Genomic DNA, 22,254 nt, shown 5'->3' with positions numbered 1-22,254 from the left:
GTGAACGTTCACGGGAACGTTGCCGTCGAGTATTGGGGCGGCCGAAAACCAGTGTCAAGACGCGTACACGGGCAATGTGCTGACGTCATGTCAGCAGGACAGATCCCGGGCAGACCCCTCAGGCGGAGGCCCGCACCACCAGCTCGGGCGTCACCCAGGCGTCCTCGCCGGACAGCGGTTCCTCCCCCGCGCGCAGCCGCGCGACCTGCTCGATCGCCAGCCGCCCGAGCCGGCGTTTGTCCAGGTCGAGGGTGGTGAGCGCGGGTTCGACGAGGGTGCCGAGCGAGAGCCCGTCGAAGCCCAGCACCGCGAGGTCGCCGGGGACGGTCAGCCCGCGTCGGCGCGCGGTGCGCATCGCGCCGACCGCGATCAGGTCGTTGAACCCGAACACGGCCGTCATCTCGGGATGGTGCGCGTGCAGCAGCCGCTCCATCCCGCTCTCGCCGCCGGCGACGGTGTGCTCGGCGCACTGCACGACCCACCGCTCGTCGAGGTCGAGCCCGTGCCGCCGGGCTTCCGCGAGGAACGCCTCGCGCCGGGGCCCGGGCCCGGTCGAGCGGTCGCCGTCCAGCATGCCGATCCGGCGGTGCCCCGCGCGCACGAGGTGCGCCATCCCGGCTTCGAGGCCGCCCGCCGCGTCGATGCCGACGGCCGCGAACCGGGTCTGCTGCGGGCCGCGTTCGAGCAGGACGAGGGGGACGCCGCCGAGGTGGCGGGCCAGTACGTCGTCCTCGTTCTTGAAGTAGCCGACGACCGCGTCCGCCTGGTGGGACAGCATGTCCAGCGCCTCACGCTCACGGGCGCCGTCGGAGCGGGTGTCGCAGACGACGACCTGCCAGCCGCGCTGCTCGGCGGCCTCCAGGACCCCGGCGGCGACCTCGGGGAAGAACGGGTTCCGCAGGTCGGGAATGACCAGCCCTGCGGTCACCGCGCCCTTGCGGACCATGCCGCGCGCGAACCGGCTCGGCCGGTAGTCCAGCAGCCGGGCGGCCTCCAGGACGCGTTCCTTCGTCGCCGGGTCGATCTCGCCCTTGTCGTTGACCGCGCGCGAGACCGTCTGCCGCGAGACGCCCGCGAGCCGCGCCACGTCATGGATCGTGGCCCGGCGGCTCGGGCCGTCAGGCTGCTCGATACGCGGCTTCTGTCGCTCTTCGTCGGCCCACACGGGGTGAACTGTATCCGGCCAGGGCGGGAACATGATCCTCTCGTGTGGGCCTACGGCTTTGTGCGCGGCGGCTTTGTGCGCGGCGGCGGCTTCGGCCGCTCAGAACAGCGCGCTGTACGCGTTCAGCGCCGGCTGCCCGCCCAAGTGGGCGTACAGGACGGTCGATTCGGCGCCGATCTCGCCCCGCCGGACCAGATCGACCATGCCCGCCATGGACTTGCCCTCGTACACCGGGTCGGTGACCATGCCCTCCGTGCGGGCCGCGAGGCGCATCGCGTCGAGGGTCGTCTCGTCCGGGACGCCGTAGATCCCGGCGTGGTAGCGCTCGTCCAGCTCGACGTCCGCCTCGGTCAACTCCCGCTCGACGCCGATGAGTCGGCCGGTGCCCTGCGCGATACGGGCGATCTGCGTCCGCGTCTCGGCGGGCTTCGCCGAGGCGTCGACGCCGAGCACGCGGCGGGGACGCCCGCCCGCCTCCTCCAGCGCCGCGAACCCGGCGACCATCCCGGCCTGTGTGGAGCCGGTGACGGAACAGACCACGACCGTGTCGAAGAAGACGCCCAACTCACGCTCCTGCTCGGCGACTTCGTACGCCCACCCGGCGAACCCGAGCCCGCCGAGCGGGTGGTCGGAGGCGCCGGCCGGGATCGCGTACGGCGTGCCGCCCGACTCCTCGACCTCCCGCAGCGCCAGCTCCCAGCTCTCCTTGAACCCGATCCCGAACCCGGCCTTCACGAGCCGGACGTCCGCGCCGGCGAGGCGGCTGATGAGGATGTTGCCGACCTTGTCGTACACGGAGTCCGGCCAGTCCACCCAACTCTCCTGCACCAGCACGCACTTGAGCCCGGCGCGGGCGGCACAGGCGGCGACCTGGCGGGTGTGGTTGGACTGCACCCCGCCGATCGACACGAGCGTGTCGCACCCCTTCGCGAGCGCGTCGGCGACCAGGTACTCCAGCTTGCGCGTCTTGTTGCCGCCGTACGCCACACCGGAGTTGCAGTCCTCGCGCTTGGCCCACAGGGCGGCGCCGCCGAGGTGCTCGGTGAGGCGCTCCAGGGGGTGGACCGGGGAGGGGCCGAAGAGGAGGGGGTAACGGTCGTACGAGGAAAGGGACATGAGGTTCTCCCGAACGTGTCTCAAGAAACGCGAACTTTCAGACCAGGTCGACGAGTTCTTCGAGCCCCCGCCAGATCTCCGCCGTCACCCGCACCGCCCCGGCCACGTCCCCGGCCTCGCACGCGTCGATCAACTGCTCGTGCAGCCCCGCGGACCGGCAGTTGCCGCCCTCGCCGAACCGGCGCCGCTCCAGGCGGCGGATGAGCGGCGTGTAGCGGGCGATCGTGGCGGCGGCGGCGCGGTTGCCGCCCACCCGGACGAGGACGTCGTGCAGTTCGTCGTCCGCGAGGAGCGCCGCGTCGACGTCCCCCGCGACGACGGCGTCCGCGAACCGCTCGTTGGCGGCGCGCATGGTGGCGATGTCCGCGAGGGTGAGGCGGGTTACGGCGATCCGGGCCGCCAACTCGTGCATCGCGCCCACGACGGCGGCGGCGTCCCGCACCTCGCTCGCGACGAGCGGCGTGACCCGCGTATAACTCTGCGGCTTGCTCTCCAGCAGCCCCTCATCCACGAGCCGCGCGAACGCCTCCCGCACCGGCGCCCTCGACAGCCCCAGCCGCTCGGCCAGATCGACGTCCCGCACAACCGCCCCGGGTTCGATCTCCCCACTGACGATGGCGTCCCGAATGGCTTCACAGGCCCGGTCCCTGAGGAGGGTACGGCCCACGGGTCTTATGGCTTCCATGAATTGACATGTTAGATGTCAGTCGTTAACCCGGACAAGTGGCAGTCACAGCTTGCAGCCGGTCACAGCATTCGTCTCCCCGACGATCCTCCGGCTCCCACGACAAGTCCATTGACCAAGAACAGGCCCGAGGGGCTCACGGTGACGTCGTACACGCGACGCATCCCTCCAGGCTCGACGCTCTTCACGCGGTCCAGTGCGACGGACTCGTCGTAACCGTGCATCTCACTCCGCGCCGGAGCAACGTGTCCGACCAGATCCGCCAACCGCTTCAGCGTGGATGCCTTGTAGCTGATGCGAAGCGTCAGGAGCCCAGCCAACCGCACCAGTGCCGAAGCCCGCGAAATCTCCACGTGGTACAACGGCTTCCGCGTCACCACCGCATAGCCGTTGATCACACGTTCCCGCCCTGATCTCGGCTGAACCACTCTGACTCGGTTGACGACTCCGAGGCGCAGAAGGGCATCCGATACCTGCGCGGCGAGCAGGGGCGATACCGACGCGAACTCCACCGAGCCATGGACCGTTCCTCGGGTATTGACTCGTTCACGGACGCAGCCATCAGTGTCGACAAGCCCGGAAAGGCATCCGATCCAGAAGTCACGGCTGAACGGAATATCAGGAAGCTTCTTCTCTTCGCATCTCAGCCCCCAGACGCTGTAACGCCGAAGAATATTCGTGATCGGGTTCCGATATCCAGACCTGAACGGGAACCGCACGCGCACGATGCTGCCCTGAGGAATCTCACGCACCCCGCAACCGTGTTCTGCGGCGAGCTCCCGCATGAACTGCACCGCCCCGTCCCGCGGATCGCCATGGAACTCCGGAGTACAGGACGTCATCCCGCCGTCACCGAGCATCGCGCCGACGAAATATCCATCGTCCGCCCGTCCCTCGGCCCCGAACCGAGATGCTGTCAGGGAAACCGGCACCCGATCGCCAGGCACCAGGGTGTCGGTTCGTCTCCACTCCCACGCCTGCCGTCCCACCCGGCGTTGCGTCACCCATTCATGCCCCAGGGCGGCTTCCACGGTTCGCCCGGAGACGAACCGGATGATCCTTACCTCTCGAACCACATCACGACACCAGGCGACTGGAACTGTCGGCACGAGATCACCGACCGTGTGATCCCGGGCGCCTTGACCAGCCCCGTATCGAACCGGTCTGGTGTCCCATTCCTTGCTGAAAGAAAGAACAGGAAGCCGTCGGCCGACAACCTCCTCGACCGCACGCGTCGATCCGTCAGGAAGCCATATCTGCGCGCCTTCGGCGATACCGCTCTGTCTCGCCTCCCACACAGCCCCTCCCGGAACAACCAGCGATCAGTGTGAAACTGGAACACTAGGCTGTCAGGAGGGGCCGCACAAAGTCGAAGGTCAGTCATCGAAAAGCAGCTGGCAACTCACCGCTTCTGCCGCTTCCACGGCCCCGTGATCGCCACCATGATCCCCGGGCTCTGGATGTTGGCGTACAGCGTCCGCCCGTCGGGCGAGAAGGTGACACCCGTGAACTCGCTGTACTCCGGCTCCTCTTCGGTCCCGGCGTTGAGTTCGTTGCGGGCGATCGGGTACGTCCGGCCGGAGTCCGTGGCGCCGAACAGGTGCTGGACGCCCTCGCCGTCCTCGGCGATGACGAGGCCGCCGTAGGGGGAGACGGTGATGTTGTCGGGGCCGTCGAAAGCGCCACCCGCCGAAGAATCCGCGGGGTCGGGGTTGACGCCCAGCAGGACCTTCAGGGTGAGCGTGCGCCGCTTCGGGTCGTAGAACCAGACCTGCCCGTCGTGCTGGGCGGGGCTCTCGGAGCGGGCGTAGGAGGAGACGATGTAGGCGCCGCCGTCCGCCCACCACATGCCCTCCAGCTTGCGGGCGCGGGTGATCTGGCCGTCGGCGAACTGCTTGCGCACGGCGGTGGTCTTCGCGTCGCGGTCGGGTACGTCGACCCAGTCGACGCCGTACACGGTGCCGGTCTTCGTCGCCCGGGACAGGTCGTCGACGAACGTGCCGCCGGAGTCGAAGCACTTGGGCGCCTGGAGGACACCGGCGTCGTCGGCGAGGGTGCGCAGCCTGCCCCGGCCGTGTTCGAAGCCCTTCGGCGGGGTCCAGCGGAAAAGGAGGCCGTTGGGGCTCGCGGCGTCCTCGGTGAGGTAGGCGTGGCCGCGCTTGGGGTCGATGACGACGGCCTCGTGGTCGTAACGCCCGAAGAACTTCAGGGGTTTGGGGTCCCGGTTGGCCCGCCGGTCGATCGGGTCGACCTCGAAGACGTACCCGTGGTCCTTGGTCATCCCGTTCACGCCGGCCCGGTCGGAGTTCTCCTCGCAGGTCAGCCAGGTCCCCCAAGGGGTGCGCCCGCCAGCGCAGTTGGTGGACGTCCCGGCGATCCCGACCCACTCGGCGACCCGCCCGCCGGGCCGTACCTCGACGACCGTGCAGCCACCGGAGGCGGCGGGGTCGTACACGAGGCCCTCGGTGAGCGGCACCGGGTGCGCCCAGTTGGCGCGCGGCCCCTTCAGCTCGTGGTTGTTGACGAGCAGCGTCGTCCCGCGCGGCCCGTCGAAGGTCGCCGTGCCGTCGTGGTTGGACGGCGTGAACTCACCCGACTCCAGCCTGGTCCTGCCGCTGTAGGTGATGACGCGGTACGAGAACCCGGCGGGGAGCGCCAACAGGCCCTTGGGGTCGGGCAGCAGCGGCCCGTACCCCACTCCCCCGTGCTCGCACCCTTCGCTCTCGACGTCCGTGGAGGCGAGGGCGTTCGGCGCGGTGGCGAGGGCACCGGCAGTGCCGGCCAGCACCACCCCGGCTCCGGTGAGCGCGGATCTCGCGGCGAAGTCCCTGCGGGTGAGCGACATGTTGTCTCCTGAGACGAGTCGGGTGCCGTGGAGGGTGGCGCGCGGAGGCCCGCGAAGACACACTCCCGCTCACGCTTTAACGCCAGTTGAACAACGCCCTAAGGGGCGCGGGGAACTGCGCGATCAGCCCACTACAGCCCGCACTCGCCAACCGAAGATCAACCCCCCTGTTGCGACCGCGCCTTAAACGCCGCTTTACGGGCCTCCTTCGCAACCCTCTTGTCCGGGTGCAGCCGACCCATCGCCTCCAACACATCAGCCGTCGCCGGATGCCCCACCCGCCACACCGCCGCGAAGAACCCCTCGTGCTGCGCCGCCAGCCCCTCCACCAGCGCCTGGAGTTCCTCGGAGTTCCCCTCAGCGGCCAGTTGCGCGGCCACCGTGTCGATGGTCAGCCAGAACACCATCTCCTCGGACGGCGCGGGCACATCGGCGACGCCCAGCTCGCTGAGCCACACCCGCGCGAGCCCGCCCAGCTCGGGATCGTCGAGGACCTCCCGTACGGCAGGCTCCGCCTCCGCCCCCACGAGCGACAGCGCCTGCTGGCACCGCAGCCGCCGCAGCGGAGCCCCCTCGTCGGCTCCCCGCGCCGCCGCCAGCAACTCCCGCGCCGCGTCGAGGGGTTGGCGCCGCCCGAGCCACTGCTCGGTCTCGGCCAGCGCGGCCCGCGACCCGTACGAGGCGGTTCCGTCGAGCAGCGCGTCGGCGCCCTTGTCGGCGAGTTCCCCCACCGCCGGGACGACGAACCCGGCGTCGAGGAGCCGGGCCCGCAGCCCGTACCGCCCCAGCGCGGTGAGCCGCACCATCCCGTACCGCGAGACGTCCGTCTCGTCGACGCCCTCGGAGACCTCGCCCTCCATGAGCGCCTCGTCGACGGGCTCGTACTCGACGAGCCCGACCGGCTCAAGGAGGCGGAACTGGTCGTCGAGCCGCATCATCGCGTCGGAGACCTGCTCCAGGACGTCGTTGGTGGGCTCCCCCATGTCCCCGGGGACGATCATCGAGGCGGCGAGGGCGGGCAGCGGCACGGGCCCCTCGCCGGGCCCGTCCTCGGCGACGGACAGCAGGTACAGATTGCCGAGCACCCCGTCGAGGAACTCCGCCTCGGCCTCGGGGTCCCAGTCCAGCTCGGAGAGGTCGACCCGGCCGCCCTCGTCCATCATCTCCATGAGCGCGTCGAGGTCGGGGGTGCCGGCGTCGGCGAGGACGGTCTCCAGTGCGGCGAGCCAGACGGTCAGCACGTCCTGCGGGGAGCCGCCGAGCAGCGCGAGGTCCTCGCCCGTACGGACGGTCCCGGCCTCCTCGTCGTCGATCTCGACGAGCCCGGCGTCGATCGCGACGCGCCACGCCTCGCTGGCGTACGCGGGCGCGTCCTCCCCGGTCAGCCCCAGCTCCTGCGCGGCGGCCGGCAGCTGCTCCTCCACGAGCCCGCCCCCGGCGTCCACCCGGGTCGCGGGCCCGGCCCACCGGGCGAGCCGCGCGGCCCGCTCCAGCAGCGGTACGGCGAGGGCGTCCCGCGCCAGCTCCGCTTCGGTGGCGAGCCGCACGGGCGGCAGGGGGGAGCTGTCTGACATCGGCTGTTTCTCCTCAGCGGTACAACCCGTAAGTGCCTCACCCCGAAGCCTAGACGGGATTCGCCCCCTGTCGCCCGGTTCACCTGCCCGCCGCTCCCCGTACATGGCCGAAACCTTGACAAGTGGCGTGATCAACAAGGAGATTGACGCGCGTAGAAACCGTAGAAACGGGGAACGGCTGTTCACCGTCCTGTCCGCTTTCTATACGTGTCACACACCCCGCACTCCCCCCACGCGCTGTGCCGTCCTTGCCCCGCCCCATTCCCGCCCCGGAGGGATCACTTGCCCAGCAAGTCGTCCGCGCGTCTCGCCGCGCTCACCGTCGCCGCCGTCTGCTCGGCCGCGTCCACCGTCGTCCTCGTCTCGCCCGCGCACGCGGACACCGTCCGCGTCCACGACATCCAGGGCACCACCCGGCTCTCGCCGTACGCCGGCCAGCAGGTCACGGACGTCCCCGGCATCGTCACGGGCATCCGTACGTACGGCTCGTCCCGGGGTTTCTGGATCCAGGACCCGAACCCGGACGCGAACCCGGCGACCAGTGAGGGCGTCTTCGTCTTCACCGGCTCCACCCCGAAGGGCGTCGCGGTCGGCGACGCGGTCACGGTCACGGGAACGGTCTCGGAGTTCGTCCCCGGCGGCACCGCCTCCGGGAACCAGGCCATCACCGAGATCACGAAGCCGACGACCACCGTCGTCTCCAGCGGCAACGCGCTCCCCGCGCCGGTCGTGATCAGCGCCCGTTCGGTCCCGGCCGCGTACGCGCCCGCGCCGGACGGCTCGGTCAACGGGCTCACGCTGGAGCCGAAGAAGTACGCCCTGGACTACTACGAGTCCCTGGAGGGCATGAACGTCCAGGTCGCCGACGCGCGTGTGGTCGGCGCCACGGACCCGTACACCGAGCTGTGGGTGACGGTGAAACCGTGGGAGAACGCGAACCGCCGGGGCGGCACGGTGTACGGCTCGTACACGTCGCAGAACACCGGACGGCTCCAGATCCAGTCGCTCGGCGCGACCGCGGACTTCCCCGAAGCGAACGTCGGTGACACCCTCAAGGGCGAGACGGCCGGCCCCCTCGACTACAACCAGTTCGGCGGCTACACCCTCGTCGCGAGCAAGCTCGGCACGCTCAAGAGCGCCGGTGTGCAGCGCGAGTCGACGCGCAAGCAGGCGCGGAACGAGCTGGCGGTCGCGACGTACAACGTCGAGAACCTCGACCCCTCGGACACCACCTTCGCCGCGCACGCGTCCGCGATCGTGAACAACCTGAAGTCGCCCGACATCGTGTCCCTGGAGGAGATCCAGGACGACAACGGCGCGAAGAACGACGGCACGACCGCCGCCGACGTCACGGTCACGAAGCTGATCGACGCGATCGTCGCGGCGGGCGGCCCGACGTACGACTGGCGTTCGATCTCCCCGGTCGACGGCCAGGACGGCGGCGAGCCCGGCGGCAACATCCGCCAGGTGTTCCTCTTCAACCCCGAGCGCGTCTCCTTCACGGACCGCGCGGGCGGCGACGCGACGACGGCCGTCGGGGTCACGAAGGTGCGCGGCAAGGCCGAACTCACCGTCTCCCCGGGCCGGATCGCCCCGGCGGACGAGGCGTGGAAGAACAGCCGCAAGCCGCTCGTCGGCGAGTTCACCTTCCGCGGCAAGACGGTCTTCCTGATCGCCAACCACTTCAACTCCAAGGGCGGCGACCAGGGTCTGACCTCGCAGTACCAGCCCCCGGCCCGCTCCTCGGAGGTCCAGCGCCACCAACAGGCCACGCTGGTCAACGCGTTCGTCAAGAACATCCTGGACACCCAGAAGAACGCGGACGTCATCGCGCTCGGCGACATCAACGACTTCGAGTTCTCCGGCACCGCGCGGATCCTGGAGTCGGACGGCGCGCTCTGGTCGGCGATCAAGTCCCTGCCGAAGAACGAGCGTTACTCGTACGTCTACCAGGGCAACGCGCAGGTCCTCGACCAGATCCTGATCAGCCCCTCGATCCGCCGGTCCTGCGCCTTCGACTACGACTCCGTGCACGTCAACGCGGAGTTCCACGACCAGATCAGCGACCACGACCCGCAGGTGCTGCGCTTCCGGCCGTAGGACGACGGATACGACGGCCCGGTCCCCTCTTCCGCCGGAGGACCGGGCCGTCGCCCTTCCCTGTCCTTCCTACGGCCGAATTGGCCAGGAAATGCAGGAGGTTGACGGTCACGATCGCGGGCGCGACGATCCCCGGCGCGCGCGGGAACGCCGGTTCCAGGGAGAGCGCGAGGACGATCGCCGTGACCCCGTTCTGCTGGCCCAGCGACAGCAGCACCCGGTCCGTGCGCGGGAGCCGGCGGGTCAGGACGGCGGCGACGACGGCGTGCGCGGCGAACGCGGCGGCGCCGAGGACGACCCCGTACCCGAGGCCGACGCCTCCGACGAGCAGCATCCCGAGCAGGGACGCGGCCACCGCGTAGGCGGCCTTGGTCACGTGGGGGACCCAGCGCCCCAGGAACTCCGGCCGGAAGAACAGCCCGACGACCGCGATCCCCAGCATCAGCGTGTACGACGCGGCGAGCACCAGCATCCCCGCGACCAGCACGGCCCCGGCGACGTCGGCGAGCCGCCCGCGCCACCGGCGTACGAGGAACCAGAGGCCCCCGGCGACCGCCACCAGGACGGCGCTCCAGCCGAGTTGGGCCGCGTAGCCGCCCGCCGAGCCGCCGATGCCCTCGCCGTCCGCGACGAGCGGGACGGTGAACGCGGTGAGCAGGACGGTCACGGGGTCGTCGAAGGACGCCCAGACGGCGAGGATCGTCTTCGCGCGCGGGGACATGCGGGAGGAGTCGCGCAGGGCGGCGACGGAGAGGGGGTCGACCTGGGCGACGGTGACGGCGAGGACGAGGTAGGCGGGATCGTCGAGCGCGAGCCACAACACCCCGGCGATCAGGGCCGCTTTGGCGACGACGCCGACCGTCACCGCGAGGCCGATCAGCCCCAGGTGCTCGCGGGCCTCGCGCAGGGAGATGTCGGAGGTGGAGCCGTAGAGGCCGACGGCGAGCAGGAGCATCGTCGCGAACAGGAACGCGCCGGAGCCGCCGACCTCGCCGGTGCCGCTGCCCACCGCCCAGCCTGCCGCCAACAGCGCCAGCAGCAGGCCGAGTTGCCTCATCCGGACGCCAGGACGCGTTCCACGGCCGCCGTCAGTTCGGCTATCCTGAGGTCGGCGTGGAAGACGCGGTCCTGGTTGAGGGTGACGCCGAGGAGGAAGGGCCCGTCGCCGACGGCGGCGTAGTAGAGGGCGCCTTCGTCGACGTCGAGGACGGTGCGGGTGAGGCGGCCGGGCAGGACGGCCTTGAGGGAGTGGTTGAGGCGGGCGACGACGAACGGCAGCCGCTGGGCGATGTCCTGGTAGCGCTCGCGGCGGCTGTCCCGGCCGATGTTGCGGAAGTAGGGGGCGAGCGGGGCGAGTTCGAGGACGTCGACGGCGAGGTGGCCGGACGGGTCGTGGTAGGCGACGTAGTGCAGGTCCTCGGCGGAGAGGGCGGCGGCGCAGGCGGTGAGGAGGGTCTCGGGGTGCGGTCCGACGGCGCCGGAGCGGTCGGTGTGCAGGGCCTCGGTGACGGTCGCCGGGCCGTCCGAACGGCCGCTCGGCGCCGCCCCCTTGAAGCTGTCCTCCTCGAACCCGCCGTAGTTGGGGCCGCGCAGGCGCAGCAGTTCGGCGAACCGGACGGCGAGGCGGGCCATCGCCCGGTCGCCGGACTCGTCGTGCCCGGCGCCGAGCGAGACGCCGGTGAGGTACTCGCCGGGGCGGACGTAGTAGTGGAAGACGGAGGCCGCGCCCAGTCTGAGGACCGTACGGATGAGGCGTCCGCTCTCGGCGGGGCGCAGGGCGCGGTCCATGCGGCCGAGCAGGAAGTTGAGCTGGCGTCCGACACGTATGTACAGCTCGCGGTCGACGGCGGCGTCCTCGGCGACCGACTCCAGGATGTCAACGGAGTAGTTGTAGACGCCCCGGTGGTAGGCGGCGACGTGGTGGAGCCCGTCGGAGTGCAGCGCTTCGGCGCACATCTCGACGAAGTCGTCGCTGGCGGTGGTGACATGGGCCGCGCGCAGGCGCAGCGGGGTCACCACCGAGGTCCTGGTGGCGGTGTCGGTTCGGTCGGGGTCTGCGGTGTCCACCACGCCTCCTCAGGGGCCGCCTGGGCCGAAGCCGGTGCGGAACAGGTCGGGTTCGAGCGCTTCGAGGCCTTCGCGGAACGCCTTGCCGAAGGGGCTCTGCGGGCCGGGCAGCGCCCCCTGGGCGACGGTCTGCGCGGCTCGGGGGTCGTAGGGCAGGTCGAGAACGGTCCGTACTGCCAGTGTGTCCCTGGAAGCCGTGCCTCCAACCCCGTTTGTCGAATTGTGGCCGGGAAGTCGCGGACCGGGACCGGGTCTGTTCGCCACGTATCCCGCGAGCTTGCCCAGCAGCCCCGCGCGCTCCAGGTGGGCGGTGAGTTCGCGTACGGCGGGGTGGGTACGGCCGTCCGGCGGGCCGACGAGGAAGACGTACTCGACGCTCTCGCACACCCGGCGTGCGCACGGCCCCCAGCCGGTGCCGCAGTCGACGAGGAGGCAGCCGGCGACCTCGGCGAGGCTCTCGGCGGCCCGGCCGACGATGTCGGGCAGGTCGGGGCGCGCGGCGAACGCCGAACTCCCCCTGCCGGTCAGGCCGTTGAAGAGGCTCATGTTCTTGCTGCGGCCGTCCCGGGAGCAGAGTTCGCGCAGCAGGGGCTGGGCGACCCGGTCGCGCAGGGCGATCTTCTCCTCGCGGGCGAACCCGAGGAGTCCGCAGCACTGTTCGTCGTCGCGGGCGCGCTGCCAGGAGCCGAGGAGCGAGGTGAGTCCGGCGCTCTCCAGGTCGGCGTCCATGAGGACGACGTCCTGTCCTTTGGGTCCCGTCTCGGCGTCGATCAGCGCTCCGGCGGTGGCCGTCACGAGGCTCGCCCCGGTGCCGCGCCACGGTGAGAGCACCGCGGCCGACCAGGGTTGCCCCCATTCCCGCCCGTTCCTCACGGCCGTGCCCTTCTGTCTCCTTGCTGGTCATCAACTGGTGCCCGGCATCCGGACGCTGACACTCGATCAGATGTACGGCACGTCGATGTCCAGCTCTATGCGCTGTCCGCCGGGCCCGCTGCCGCCGCTCTCGCCGGCGCGGGTCTGGCTGTCCTGGAGGTTGGTCGCGGCGAACGAGGTGAGGGGGTGGTGGTCGCCGCAGCGGACCCTCAGGCGTTCGTAGGTGCGCCGGTCGAGTTCGAGGGCGGCGGCCGACTCCCCTACGAAGACGAGGGCGTTGGCGTGGTCGAGGGCCGCGATGAGCGTCAACGGGTGGTCGGAGCCGAGGGTTTCGGCGAGGCCCTGCCAGCCCTGTTCGCTGAGTTCGGCGACGCCGTCGAGGATGCCGGCGGAGCGCCGGCACAGCGCGAGATCGACCTGGGCGATGCGGTGGAAGGGGTGGCCTTCGTGCCAGCTCGCGTACCCGCGTGCGGTTTCCTCGGCGAGGCGGCAGGCCTGGGCGTGTTCGCCGAGGAGCCTGAGGTCGGCGGCGAGGGCGAGGGAGGCGGCGAGGCGTTCGTGGTGGTCGGGTCCGGCGTAGGCGAGCCAGCCGGCCATGGCGTCGGCGTCGCACTTGCGGGCGGTGCGCAGCCGGTCGGGGTCGTGGCGGCCGGTGCGGCGCAGGGTGGCGGCGAGCGCGCGGCCCGCGTAGAGGGTGACGGGGTCGGACTCGCCGTGGTGGCGTTCGGCGTCCGCGAACGCCTGCCGCAGCTGGGCGAGGGAGGTGGCGTAGTCGCCGGACTCCCGGTAGCGGCAGCCGAGTTGGACGGCGAGGCTGAGGGTGAGTTCGTGGGTGATGCCGAGGACGCGGCGGCTGCGCTCGTAGGTCTCGCGGTGCAGGTCGAGGGCCTCGGCGGTCATGCCGACCATGGCGAGGGAGAGGCCGAGGTTCAGGAAGGCCATCAGGGAGTACGGGTTGTCGGCGCCGAAGACGGTGCTGAGGATGTCGGCGGTCGACTGGTCCTCGGCGAACGCGTCCTGGACCTCGCCGAGCGCGCGCAGTTCGGCGCCCCGGCCGGTGGCGCTGCGCAGCGTGTACGGGTGTTCCAGGCCGAGTTGGGCGCGCAGCCGGTTCAGGGCGCGGTGGTTGACGCGTTCGGCGTCGGCGAAGCGGCCCGCGTCGCGGTGCACGTTGCCGAGTTCGACGGCGAGCCGGAGCGTGAGGATGTCGTCGGTGGCGTCGAGGTCGCCGTGCCGCTCGGTCCAGGTCTCCAGGAGCTGTTCGGCGAGGGTGCGGGCGGGGTCGAGGCGGCGGGCGAGGCGCCGGTGGCGTACCTGGTTGACGAGCCAGCGGCGTACGTCGGTGTCGTCGCTGAGGGCGGCGCCGCTGGGGTCGACGTGCTGGTCGAGTTCCTCGAACACCGGCTGGTGGCGCTCCTCGTCGACCTCCGGGTCGGGCGGGACGAGGGAGGCGAGGACGCGTTGGGTGGCGGCGCGGGACTGCTGGAACTCCTCGGCGGTGAGGGCGTCGCGCAGGAAGCGCAGGCCCATGGGGTCGCCGACGACGCGGCCGACGCCGAAGTCGGTGCGGGCCAGGGCCCGTTGGCCGAGCGCGTGGAAGGCGCGGCCGGCGGTGGCGGGTCCGGTGGGCTCCTCCTCGGGGCACAGCCAGCGCAGGGCGGCGGGGCTGCGCAGGACGTCGAGGGCGGCGCCGGTCGGGGCGAGGTGGGCGAGCAGCAGCAGGAACCGTTCGGCGCTGGGGTGGTCGGCGCGCAGGGACTCCATGGAGACGGCCCAGGTGGCGTGCGCGGCGGCCGGGTAGCCGGGTTCGGAGGCGGCGGCGTGGGCCCCGCCGCCCTCGGCGCGGGTGCGCATGGCGAGGGCGTAGGCGGCGACGGCCTCGCGCAGGGGCGGTCCGGCGTTCTTGATGTAGGCGGCGGCCTGTTCGACGGTCTGCGGGAGGTGCCCGCAGACGGCGAGGATGTCGCGGGCGAGGTCGGCGGGCAACCCCGGGAAGTGCAGGCGCAGTTGCTCGCACGCCTCGGCCTCGGTGGGCATGCCGATCTCGACGGGGCGGCCGGTGGCGTGCCAGTCGGCGGCGTCGGAGGTGATCAGGACATGGCTCGAACCCCCGCCGGGGACGAGCCCGTTGAGATCGGCGGGGCTGCGTACGTCGTCGTACACGAGCAGGAAGCGGTGGTAGTCGCCCCAGCCGCCGGCGAGGGCGTCCAGGGTGCGGGCGACGGCGTCGGTCGCGGAGCGCCGGGCGACGCCCAACCGCTCGCCGAGGGCGGCGAGTTCGTCGCGGACGCAGGTGGCGGAGTCGGCGCGCAGCCACCAGATCGCGTCGTAGTCGGGGGCGAACCGGTAGGCGAACTCCAGGGCGATGCGGCTCTTTCCGACGCCGAGCGGGCCGGTGAGGATCGCCGGGGGCACGGACCGGCCGGGCGGGAACGCGTCGCGCAGTTCGCCGATGCGCTCCTCGCGGCCCTGGAAGGTGGCGCCGCGCGGCGGGGTCTTCCAGATCTTCGGGTTCTGTCCGGGGAAGCGCACCCCGCCCGAACTCGGCGTGCGGGCCTGGCCGTTCTGCGCGAAGTGCTCCAGGAGCAGTTCCTCGGCCTCGCTCTCCCCGAGGTTCTGGAGGTGCGGCCCCTTGAGGTCGCCGAGCGGCGGCCGGACGCGGGTCTCCTCGACCCGCACCGCGACGATCGAGTCGGTCCGGTCCCCCGACCCGAGCCGCCCGGCGGCCCTCAGGTGCTGCTGGATCACGGCGTCCAGCTGGGGCGCGGACTGGAGCGCGGGCGAGACGACGAGGATGGTGTACGAGGGTTTCGCGTCGGCCGGCATGGCGCGCGGGTCCCACTGCGCGGTCGTCTCGCAGCTGATGCCGAGCCGGGCAAGGACGCCGCGGATCCACTCGGCCCACAGCCGGTCGGGGGCGGCGTGCACGATGCGCGCGGTGCGCCGGCCGGGGCTGCGGACCTCCTCGAACCGCTCGGCGAACGTGAGGCGCAGCGGCTCGGGTACGGGGCGGACGCAGGAGATCTTGCCCCGGGTGATCTCCTGTGCGATCCGTACGTACGCGTCGAGTTGGAGGGATTTCGTGCCGGGGCGCAGCGTGAAGGGGACGAGGGTCTCCTCGTAGGCGAACGCCGGGTGGTGCGGGACCTCGACCTGGCCCCAGTACTCGTCGAGGGAGCCGGTGGTGAGAGGGGCGACGAGTCCGGCGAACTGCCGTTCCACGTAGGCTCGTCGGCGTCCCGCCTTGCCTGGCTCGGCGTGCTCGACGCGCATCGGCACGGGCAGGATGCGGATCTCCCGCCCCGTCTCGCGGGCCTGCTGGTGGATCTGGCGGGCGACGGAGGCGGTGCCCTCGATGGACTGGTTGCTCAGGTTGAACCCGGCGACGACGACGTCCGGCAGCCACAGCGTGCACACGGACGCGTTGTCGGAGTGCCCGGTGCGGCTGTCGATCAGGACGTAGTCGTACGGCCCCTGCCGCAGCCGTTCGCGGAGCGTCCCGACGTAGCGGCGGCCCTGGTGCTGGCTGTAGAAGGCGGCCCAGTCGAAGTAGGCGACGCGCTCGCTGTACTGGTCGTCCTGGACGCCGGGGCCGAGGTAGTCGATGGTGCCCGGGGTGCGGAAGTCGCTCCAGCGCATGGTGTCGCGGTGCGGGAGGACGTCGGTGTGCGTCGACAGGAGCCCGGACAGGCGTTGTTCGAAGGTGTCCTCGTCCAACTGCTGCCGGATCAGGGCCTCCACGTCCCGGCCGTAGCCCTGGACCATGTCGACGACGCCCGTCGTGCGGCCCAACTCCGGGTCGTTCAGGAAGGGATGGTAGAAGCGGTGGAGTCCGGGGGACTCCAGGTCCCAGTCGACGACGAGCACGCGGCTGCCCTCGGTCGCCAGGATCCAGGCGACGTTGGCCAGGGCCATCGTGCGTCCCACGCCTCCTTTGTAGGAGTAGAACGTGACTACGGTCGCCGGTTCATGGGCGGCCTCGGCGCCGGGCGGCTCCGGCTCCACGCTGCTCATTGATGCTGCTCCACATGTTCGCGTCAGCCATGCGGTCCGCGGAGGACGGGACGCTCACCGTCCGCCGGGGAGGAGAACCAGGATCTGGTGCGAGGGGGCGAGTCCGGCCGCTCGATCGCGGTCCCCTGGGGGGCCGTCTCCTGTGGCGTACCGGTGCGCCTCAGCCACGGTACCGGTACGGGGGCAAGGTGCACATCCCATGAGACGGCAGACGTACGGGACATAGCCCGGAAAGGAGTGAGGTACCCGACATCATGTGCGGTCATGGTGGGAGGTGTTCGGTCCGCCGCCGAGAGTACCCGGTCCGCGACGTTGCGCAACACCCGTAAGTAGCCGCCCCGCGCGGCCGGGTCGCGGATCAACTGCCCGACTCCGGCGCGGGGATAGTCCGTGCCAGCGGGCCGGCCCGTCTGCCGGGCCGTCTCCTCCACCAGCCGCGCGGGCAGCCCCGCGCTCTGCCACACCACCCCGACCGGCCGCACCGAGGCGTCGCCGGTGCGGTGCAGGCGCCAGCTCAGCCGCTCCTCGAAGACCGAGAGGTCGTAGGTGCAGGAGGGGCTGCGGAAGTACTCCTGGGAGTAGAGGACCACCAGGCAACGGCAGTTCATCGCCGGGACCTCGGACGGCGGGGCGAGCGCCAGATCACTGCGGCGGTGGTCGGCGAGGAGTCCGTCGTACCCCGGCGCGCGGTCGGTGCGCCCCCGGATCTCGGTCTGGAGATCCGCGTGGAAGTGCTCGACGTCCCGTCGCCCCGCGCCCTCGACCGCATGGCTGACGTAGAAGTACGGCACCATGCTCGCCTCCCCCCGGCCCAGCCCAGGCCCTTGCGTTCCCTTTGATCAATGCAACGGCTCTACCCCGGCGGGCATCCCCATGGTAGAGGGATTCCCTTGACCTGTAACGGGGTTGTGACGGTCTTTCACCAGTGCGAGCAGACTGTCGTTCACGCGTTCGCCGACATGCGCGATGAACGCCTTGAGGTCGGCGCAGTAACAGGACGGGTTGTCGTACCCGTTGGCGGTCCGGTACCGGTGCGCCCGCAGCCCGCCACCGCACACGCGTACGACGGGACAGTCCCGGCACTCGCCGCACAGCCCGCCGATCCCCGCCCGCTCGGCCGCGAACCCCGGGTGCGCTGCGGCCTCGTCGAGGCTGTGCCGGGCGACCTGGAAGCCGGTGCTCGCGGCTCCCTCGTGGACGGCCTTGAGGATGTCGTTCTGCTCGATGGCGCCGTCGGGCTGGATCACGACGACGTCGGAGCCGCCGACTCCCCATACTTCGGTGCCACTCGACCCGCCCAGTAGGACGTCCACCAGCGAGTCGAACATCCGTACCGGGACCTCGCGGACCGGCGCGTCGAACCAGCGGTCGAAGACCGCCGCGAGCCAGCGGGCGTACGGGGTGTCCCCTAAGGCGAGGCCGGGCGGCGGGTGTTGGCGGGTGCCGAGCGGCAACAGGAGGTCCAGGGACGGGGGTTGCTGCTTCAGGAGGGCCTCGTACGTCTCCACCGGGTCGGCTTCGAGGTCGACCGTGCACAGGAGTCCGGCGTACCGGGACGGGTGTGCGCGCAGCAGCTCCAGCGCTTTCAGTACGTCGTCGTACGTCCCCCGGCCCGAGGCGCGCCGCCGGCGCCGGTCGTGCGCCTCCCGCGTTCCGTCGAGGCTGACGCCCGCGCGGATGCCGTACCGGTGGAAGACGTCCAGCCAACTCGGGCTGATCTGGGCGCCGTTGGTCTGGACGACGAGGTCCAGGGGGGTGTCCAGGCCGTGCCACCGGTCGTGCAGCGCCTGCGCGAAGTGCGCCAGGCGGCGCGGGCCCGCGAGGAGGGGCTCGCCGCCGTGGAGCATGACGCGGGCCCGGGGCGGGCGGTGCGCGCGGACGTGGTCCGCGATCCGACGGGCCGTCAACTCCCGTACCGCGTACGGCATCGCGCGGGGCTGGGTGGACCAGCCGGTGTCGCGCAGCGCGTAGACGTAGCAGTCGGGGCAGGCGAAGTCGCAGCGGGAGTGCAGCTTGACGACGAACTGGGAGAAGGTGACCGGGAGTTGAGTGGTGGCGGGGCGCGTGTCAGACGGCACTGTGCCACCCCGGCGGGGTCTGCGGGCCGCTCCTGGTCCGGCGTAGGAGTGCCTCGACGATCGGGGAGCGCGCGAGGCCGGACAGCCGGTCGGCGGGCACAGCCCCGGCCAGCTCGGCTAACTCGCCCCGTTCCCGCCTGCCTTCACGGCCGTTCTCGGTGCTCTTCACGCCAGACTCCGTTCCCCCCGAGCCCCCGCGCTCGCGCCGGGACCGGCCTTGGACCCTGCTAAAGTCCGGGACTCGTGAGACGTCGGCGAATATCTCCCCGTACGCCTGACGTGTGCCCGTACGCCTGACGTGTGCGCCCGCCAGGCACTCTTCACTGTACCCAGGGCGGCCTGGGAAGCCTATCCTCAAGAAGAGCGGGGGGTCCCGGCCCGACCGGCGGCAGTCTGCGAGGGGCGCGTGGATCGATCCGTCAACTACTTCTACACCAGCTGCACCCGCGGTGACGGCTGGCCGTCGCTCAGCCGCTTCCACGCCGACCTGGAGTACCGGCTCAAGGCCCAGGAGGGCCTGTGGGTGGCCGGTGTCCTCGGACCGCAGACGGGCTCGGGCCCGGTGTTGCAGAGCGGGGTCGCGCAGGTCGGCGTGATGGTCGCGCTGTACTCCCCGGAGTACTTCCGCGACGGCGACCGCGGCCTGGAATGGGCGGTGTTCCGGCGCCGCATCCGGGGCCAGGAGTACCTCACGCACGAACCGCTCGCCGACTGCCTGATCCCCCTCGTGTGGAAGCCGGTGCCCCCGCGCGAACGCCCCCGGGACACGCCGGACCCCTGGCCGTTCCTCGCGGAGCTGCCCGGCGCCGACTCCGAGGCCGGCCGGCTGTACGAACGGCGGGGCCTGTCGGGGCTGATGCAGTCCCAGCTGCCCGAGGCGGGAGACCTGTACGTCGCTCTCCTCGGCCTGCTCGCGCGGCGGATCGCGATGGTGCGGCGCTTCGGCCTCGGCCCCCTCGAAGGGGACGAACTGCGCACGGTCGCACCGGCGTTCGGCACGACGCTGGCGCCCGCGTCCACCGGGCACGTCCGCCGGACCGTCCCGGGCGGCGACCTGGTGACCCACGGCTCGGTCAACGGCGGCTACCTGAGCTACTCCGACGTCGGCCACCGGGGCGGCGGCCCGCCGGGCGGCCCGGCCGCCGAACTGCGGTCCGTCGCCATCAGCTACGTCGGCGCCGACCAGCCGTGGGCCGACTGGATGCAGGAGGTGCTGGAGGAGGACACCGGCTCGGTCGTCCACCAGGTGCGCTGGCGCACGGAGTTGGAGCCGCTGTCGGAGGCGGTCGCGCGGGCGCGGGAGGAGGGCTCACGGATCGTCGTGGTGTTCTCGCGCAGCTACTTCACCGCCGGCGCGCCCGACCCCTACCAGTGGGAGGAGGTGTTCCTCGGCGAGGACGCGGCGGATCTGATCCCCGTTCAGATCGACGCCGAACCACGGCCGTTGCTGGTACGCCGGGGCGTTCCGGTCGTCCAGCTCACCGGCTCGGACGAGGGGCAGGCCCAGCTCCTGCGCGACATGGTCCACGACGCGGGCCCGACCGTACCGGGGCAGCGCGAGGGAGACGCGCGGTGACCCTGCCCCTGCCGCTGCCGCGCTCGGCCCGCTCGGCGACGGCACCGCCGCCGATATCCAACATCCCCGAACTGGGACTGCCGTTCACCGGCCGGGACGAACAGATCGCCCAGCTCACCAAGTTGTTCTCGCGGTACGGCCATGTCCTGCTGCACGACGCCGAGTCGGGGCAGGGATTCGGCAAGACCCAGATGGCGATCGCCTATTGCCGCCGGTTCACCCGGCGCTACGAGGTGGCCTGGTGGTTCGAGTGCTTCGGCGAGACCGACGACGACCGGCTGCTCGCCCTGATCGAGACACAGGAGCAGGAACTGCGCGAGCGCTGCGCGCGGACGCCCGGCGGACCGCCGAAGCCCAGACCCGACAGCAAGTGGCTGTTCGTGTACGACAACGTCTCCGACCCCGACCGCATCTACGAGCACTTCCTCCCCGGCACCGGGCACCGCCTCGTCACCTCCCGCACCAAGGGCCTCACCTGGGGCGACAACTGCCTCGCCCTCGGCGGACTCAGCCCGACGATCGCCGAGGCGCTCCTCCTCGAACACGCCGACAGCCTCACCGGCGAACAGGCCGAGCACCTCGCCCGCCGCGCGAAGGGCCACCCCGGCACCCTCCTCACGACCGCCGAGATCGTCTACCAGTTCGGCTACGAGGGCTACCTGGACCAGCTCGGCCCCACCACCCCGCCGCGCGGCACCCCGGTTCCCGGCGCCGGCAGCCTCCTCGACCCCACCGACAAGCGCACCCTCATCGAGGCCATCGTCCGCTCCCCCGTCAACGGCACGCGCGAGACCTTCGACCTGTGGGTCCAGTCCATCCAACTCGCCGTGAAACCCCTGCTGCTCGCCCCACTGGTCGACGGCGGCTCCGCCCGCAACCGCGTCATCGCCATCGTCAACGAGGCCGCCCCCTCACCGGTGATCCTCACCGCCCTCGCCGACGCCCTGGAGGAACAGGGCGACAACGAGGCGACCCGCGTCGTACGCCACCTGGTGGACAAGGCGATCAAGAACTGGCGCACGAACGGCCACAGCTGACACCGTCCCCCGCACGTTCCCCGAACAGGGCGACACCCGGGGGCATTTCGGGCACACTCGGGGAGGGCCGCACGGGAGGACGGGGAACGGCGGGGGACGGCGGTTGGTGCACAGGGCCCTGCGAGAGCCCTCCGCGCTCCGCAACTCGCCGTGCAGGCCCACGACTTCGGGGAGGATCCGTGACCGACCGACCGCCGTTCTTCTTCACCAGCTACGCCGAACGCCGCGCCGACAGCGACCTGGTGGAGCAGTTCCACGCCCGGCTCCAGCGGGAGGTGGAGATCAAACGCGGGCGCTCGGCCCCGACCGAGGGATTCCTCAACACCGGTTCCCTGCGCCTCGGCCAGGGCTGGCGCGCGAAGATCGGTACGGCGCTGGGGCGGACCAGATTCCTGGTCGTCCTGCTGACGGACGACTACCTGGCGAGCCCCTGGTGCGCACGGGAATGGGCGGTGGTGAAGGCCCGCGCGGGGCTCGCGGCGCCGGAGGAACCGGTGGCCATCCTGCCCCTCTTCTGGACCGGCATCAGCCGCGAACTCCCCCAGGACGTCGCCGACTTGCAGCTCCGGATGGCGACGCTCGGCGCGGCGTACACGGACCGGTGCCTGGTCGACCTGATGCGGGACGCCCCTCAGGCGTACGAGAAGCTGGTGATCGGCCTGACGGACCACATGATCGAGCAGGCGGCGACCCGACTACCGGAGATGGACGCGGAGTCGGCGGCGTCCTACCCACCGGCGTTCGGGCTGACGGCGCCGGAGAAGGAAGTAGAGGAGGCAGCACCGGAGGTGAAGTCAACGCCGGTCGCCGACCTCGGCGCATCAGCGTCCCCGGCCGACGCCTTCAAGAAGACCGACCTCATCGAAGCCTTCGTCCGCTCCCCCATCTCGGGCTCTCGCGAGACCTACGACCTCTGGCTGGAGTCCGTCCGACTCCTCGTCTTCCCTGTCCAGTTGGCCCCCGGCACAGACTCCGGCACCCTGCGCAACCGCGTGATCGCTCTGATCAACTTCGCCTTGCGGCAGAAGACCCCGCACGTCCTCCTCGCTCTGGCCGAAGCCCTCGAAGAGCTGGGCGACGACGAGGCGACCCACGAAGTGCGCCGCCTCGTCGTCGCCCAGCTC

The 22,254-nt window shown here is 71.4% G+C and carries 17 protein-coding genes; 4 read left to right on the top strand and 13 right to left on the bottom strand.

Annotated features, from left to right (window positions below; genetic code table 11):
* Nucleotides 1-118 precede the first annotated feature (118 nt).
* From AOK24_RS31940 to AOK24_RS31915, 6 genes are all read right to left on the bottom strand, one after another.
* Nucleotides 119-1,165, bottom strand: a complete 1,047-nt coding sequence (locus AOK24_RS31940) for a LacI family DNA-binding transcriptional regulator (RefSeq protein ID WP_055723515.1) — start codon at nucleotides 1,163-1,165, stop codon at nucleotides 119-121.
* Nucleotides 1,166-1,264: 99 nt separating this feature from the next.
* Nucleotides 1,265-2,281: a 1-aminocyclopropane-1-carboxylate deaminase gene (locus tag AOK24_RS31935; RefSeq protein WP_055723514.1), complete on the bottom strand. Its 1,017-nt coding sequence runs from the start codon at nucleotides 2,279-2,281 to the stop codon at nucleotides 1,265-1,267.
* 37 nt (nucleotides 2,282-2,318) lie between these two features.
* Nucleotides 2,319-2,966: a GntR family transcriptional regulator gene (locus AOK24_RS31930; RefSeq protein ID WP_055723513.1), complete on the bottom strand. Its 648-nt coding sequence runs from the start codon at nucleotides 2,964-2,966 to the stop codon at nucleotides 2,319-2,321.
* A 62-nt stretch (nucleotides 2,967-3,028) separates the two neighbouring features.
* The gene (locus AOK24_RS48790) at nucleotides 3,029-4,264 is read right to left on the bottom strand and encodes an LAGLIDADG family homing endonuclease (protein WP_159052049.1); all 1,236 of its coding nucleotides are present in this window, start codon (nucleotides 4,262-4,264) and stop codon (nucleotides 3,029-3,031) included.
* A 104-nt stretch (nucleotides 4,265-4,368) separates the two neighbouring features.
* Nucleotides 4,369-5,811: an alkaline phosphatase PhoX gene (locus AOK24_RS31920; RefSeq protein ID WP_055723511.1), complete on the bottom strand. Its 1,443-nt coding sequence runs from the start codon at nucleotides 5,809-5,811 to the stop codon at nucleotides 4,369-4,371.
* A gap of 158 nt (nucleotides 5,812-5,969) precedes the next feature.
* Complete coding sequence (locus AOK24_RS31915) at nucleotides 5,970-7,385, bottom strand: hypothetical protein (RefSeq protein WP_055723510.1); 1,416 nt, start codon at nucleotides 7,383-7,385, stop codon at nucleotides 5,970-5,972.
* 282 nt (nucleotides 7,386-7,667) lie between these two features.
* On the opposite strand from AOK24_RS31915, the gene AOK24_RS31910 reads away from it, so the two are divergent.
* Nucleotides 7,668-9,485: an endonuclease/exonuclease/phosphatase family protein gene (locus tag AOK24_RS31910; protein WP_055723509.1), complete on the top strand. Its 1,818-nt coding sequence runs from the start codon at nucleotides 7,668-7,670 to the stop codon at nucleotides 9,483-9,485.
* Here the strand turns inward: AOK24_RS31910 and AOK24_RS31905 are convergent.
* The 7 genes from AOK24_RS31905 to AOK24_RS31875 all read right to left on the bottom strand — a co-directional run bounded on the left by AOK24_RS31905 (nucleotide 9,445) and on the right by AOK24_RS31875 (nucleotide 18,686).
* On the bottom strand, nucleotides 9,445-10,542 hold the full coding sequence (locus AOK24_RS31905) for a cation:proton antiporter (protein ID WP_055723508.1): 1,098 nt from the start codon (nucleotides 10,540-10,542) through the stop codon (nucleotides 9,445-9,447). The genes AOK24_RS31910 and AOK24_RS31905 overlap by 41 nt on opposite strands.
* A complete protein-coding gene (locus tag AOK24_RS31900) occupies nucleotides 10,539-11,552 on the bottom strand; it encodes a hypothetical protein (RefSeq protein WP_055723507.1) in 1,014 nt (337 codons plus the stop codon). Before AOK24_RS31900 ends, AOK24_RS31905 begins: the two co-directional genes overlap by 4 nt.
* 9 nt (nucleotides 11,553-11,561) lie before the next feature.
* Complete coding sequence (locus tag AOK24_RS31895; RefSeq protein WP_133258265.1) at nucleotides 11,562-12,347, bottom strand: MinD/ParA family ATP-binding protein; 786 nt, start codon at nucleotides 12,345-12,347, stop codon at nucleotides 11,562-11,564.
* 144 nt (nucleotides 12,348-12,491) lie between these two features.
* On the bottom strand, nucleotides 12,492-16,439 hold the full coding sequence (gene fxsT / locus AOK24_RS31890; RefSeq protein WP_055723505.1) for an FxSxx-COOH system tetratricopeptide repeat protein: 3,948 nt from the start codon (nucleotides 16,437-16,439) through the stop codon (nucleotides 12,492-12,494).
* Nucleotides 16,440-16,462: 23 nt separating this feature from the next.
* The gene (locus AOK24_RS31885) at nucleotides 16,463-17,233 is read right to left on the bottom strand and encodes a hypothetical protein (RefSeq protein ID WP_055723504.1); all 771 of its coding nucleotides are present in this window, start codon (nucleotides 17,231-17,233) and stop codon (nucleotides 16,463-16,465) included.
* Nucleotides 17,234-17,278: 45 nt separating this feature from the next.
* Complete coding sequence (locus tag AOK24_RS31880) at nucleotides 17,279-18,517, bottom strand: FxsB family cyclophane-forming radical SAM/SPASM peptide maturase (RefSeq protein ID WP_063799550.1); 1,239 nt, start codon at nucleotides 18,515-18,517, stop codon at nucleotides 17,279-17,281.
* On the bottom strand, nucleotides 18,507-18,686 hold the full coding sequence (locus AOK24_RS31875; RefSeq protein ID WP_055723503.1) for a hypothetical protein: 180 nt from the start codon (nucleotides 18,684-18,686) through the stop codon (nucleotides 18,507-18,509). Before AOK24_RS31875 ends, AOK24_RS31880 begins: the two co-directional genes overlap by 11 nt.
* Nucleotides 18,687-18,923: 237 nt before the next feature.
* Between AOK24_RS31875 and AOK24_RS31870 the strand changes: the two genes are divergently transcribed.
* From AOK24_RS31870 to AOK24_RS31860, 3 genes are all read left to right on the top strand, one after another.
* On the top strand, nucleotides 18,924-20,093 hold the full coding sequence (locus AOK24_RS31870; RefSeq protein WP_055723502.1) for a toll/interleukin-1 receptor domain-containing protein: 1,170 nt from the start codon (nucleotides 18,924-18,926) through the stop codon (nucleotides 20,091-20,093).
* Nucleotides 20,090-21,130 carry a hypothetical protein gene (locus AOK24_RS31865; protein ID WP_055723501.1) on the top strand — a complete coding sequence of 347 codons (1,041 nt, stop codon included), beginning with the start codon at nucleotides 20,090-20,092 and terminating at the stop codon, nucleotides 21,128-21,130. The genes AOK24_RS31870 and AOK24_RS31865 overlap by 4 nt, the downstream gene beginning before the upstream one ends.
* Nucleotides 21,131-21,309: 179 nt before the next feature.
* On the top strand, nucleotides 21,310-22,254 hold a 945-nt coding region (locus AOK24_RS31860; RefSeq protein ID WP_159052048.1), incomplete at its 3' end, for a toll/interleukin-1 receptor domain-containing protein.

This window comes from Streptomyces niveiscabiei, assembly GCF_001419795.1.
Taxonomy (GTDB): domain Bacteria; phylum Actinomycetota; class Actinomycetes; order Streptomycetales; family Streptomycetaceae; genus Streptomyces; species Streptomyces niveiscabiei.
This window is presented reverse-complemented; position numbering and strand designations above follow the sequence as displayed.

What these genes read in the sequence shown, in the direction of transcription:
- AOK24_RS31885 (WP_055723504.1), bottom strand. Translation starts at nt 17,233, where the DNA reads ATGGTGCCGTACTTCTACGTCAGCCATGCGGTCGAGGGCGCGGGGCGA.
- AOK24_RS31915 (WP_055723510.1), bottom strand. Translation starts at nt 7,385, where the DNA reads ATGTCAGACAGCTCCCCCCTGCCGCCCGTGCGGCTCGCCACCGAAGCG.
- AOK24_RS31905 (WP_055723508.1), bottom strand. Translation starts at nt 10,542, where the DNA reads ATGAGGCAACTCGGCCTGCTGCTGGCGCTGTTGGCGGCAGGCTGGGCG.
- AOK24_RS31920 (WP_055723511.1), bottom strand. Translation starts at nt 5,811, where the DNA reads ATGTCGCTCACCCGCAGGGACTTCGCCGCGAGATCCGCGCTCACCGGA.
- fxsT (WP_055723505.1), bottom strand. Translation starts at nt 16,439, where the DNA reads ATGAGCAGCGTGGAGCCGGAGCCGCCCGGCGCCGAGGCCGCCCATGAA.
- AOK24_RS31930 (WP_055723513.1), bottom strand. Translation starts at nt 2,966, where the DNA reads ATGGAAGCCATAAGACCCGTGGGCCGTACCCTCCTCAGGGACCGGGCC.
- AOK24_RS31935 (WP_055723514.1), bottom strand. Translation starts at nt 2,281, where the DNA reads ATGTCCCTTTCCTCGTACGACCGTTACCCCCTCCTCTTCGGCCCCTCC.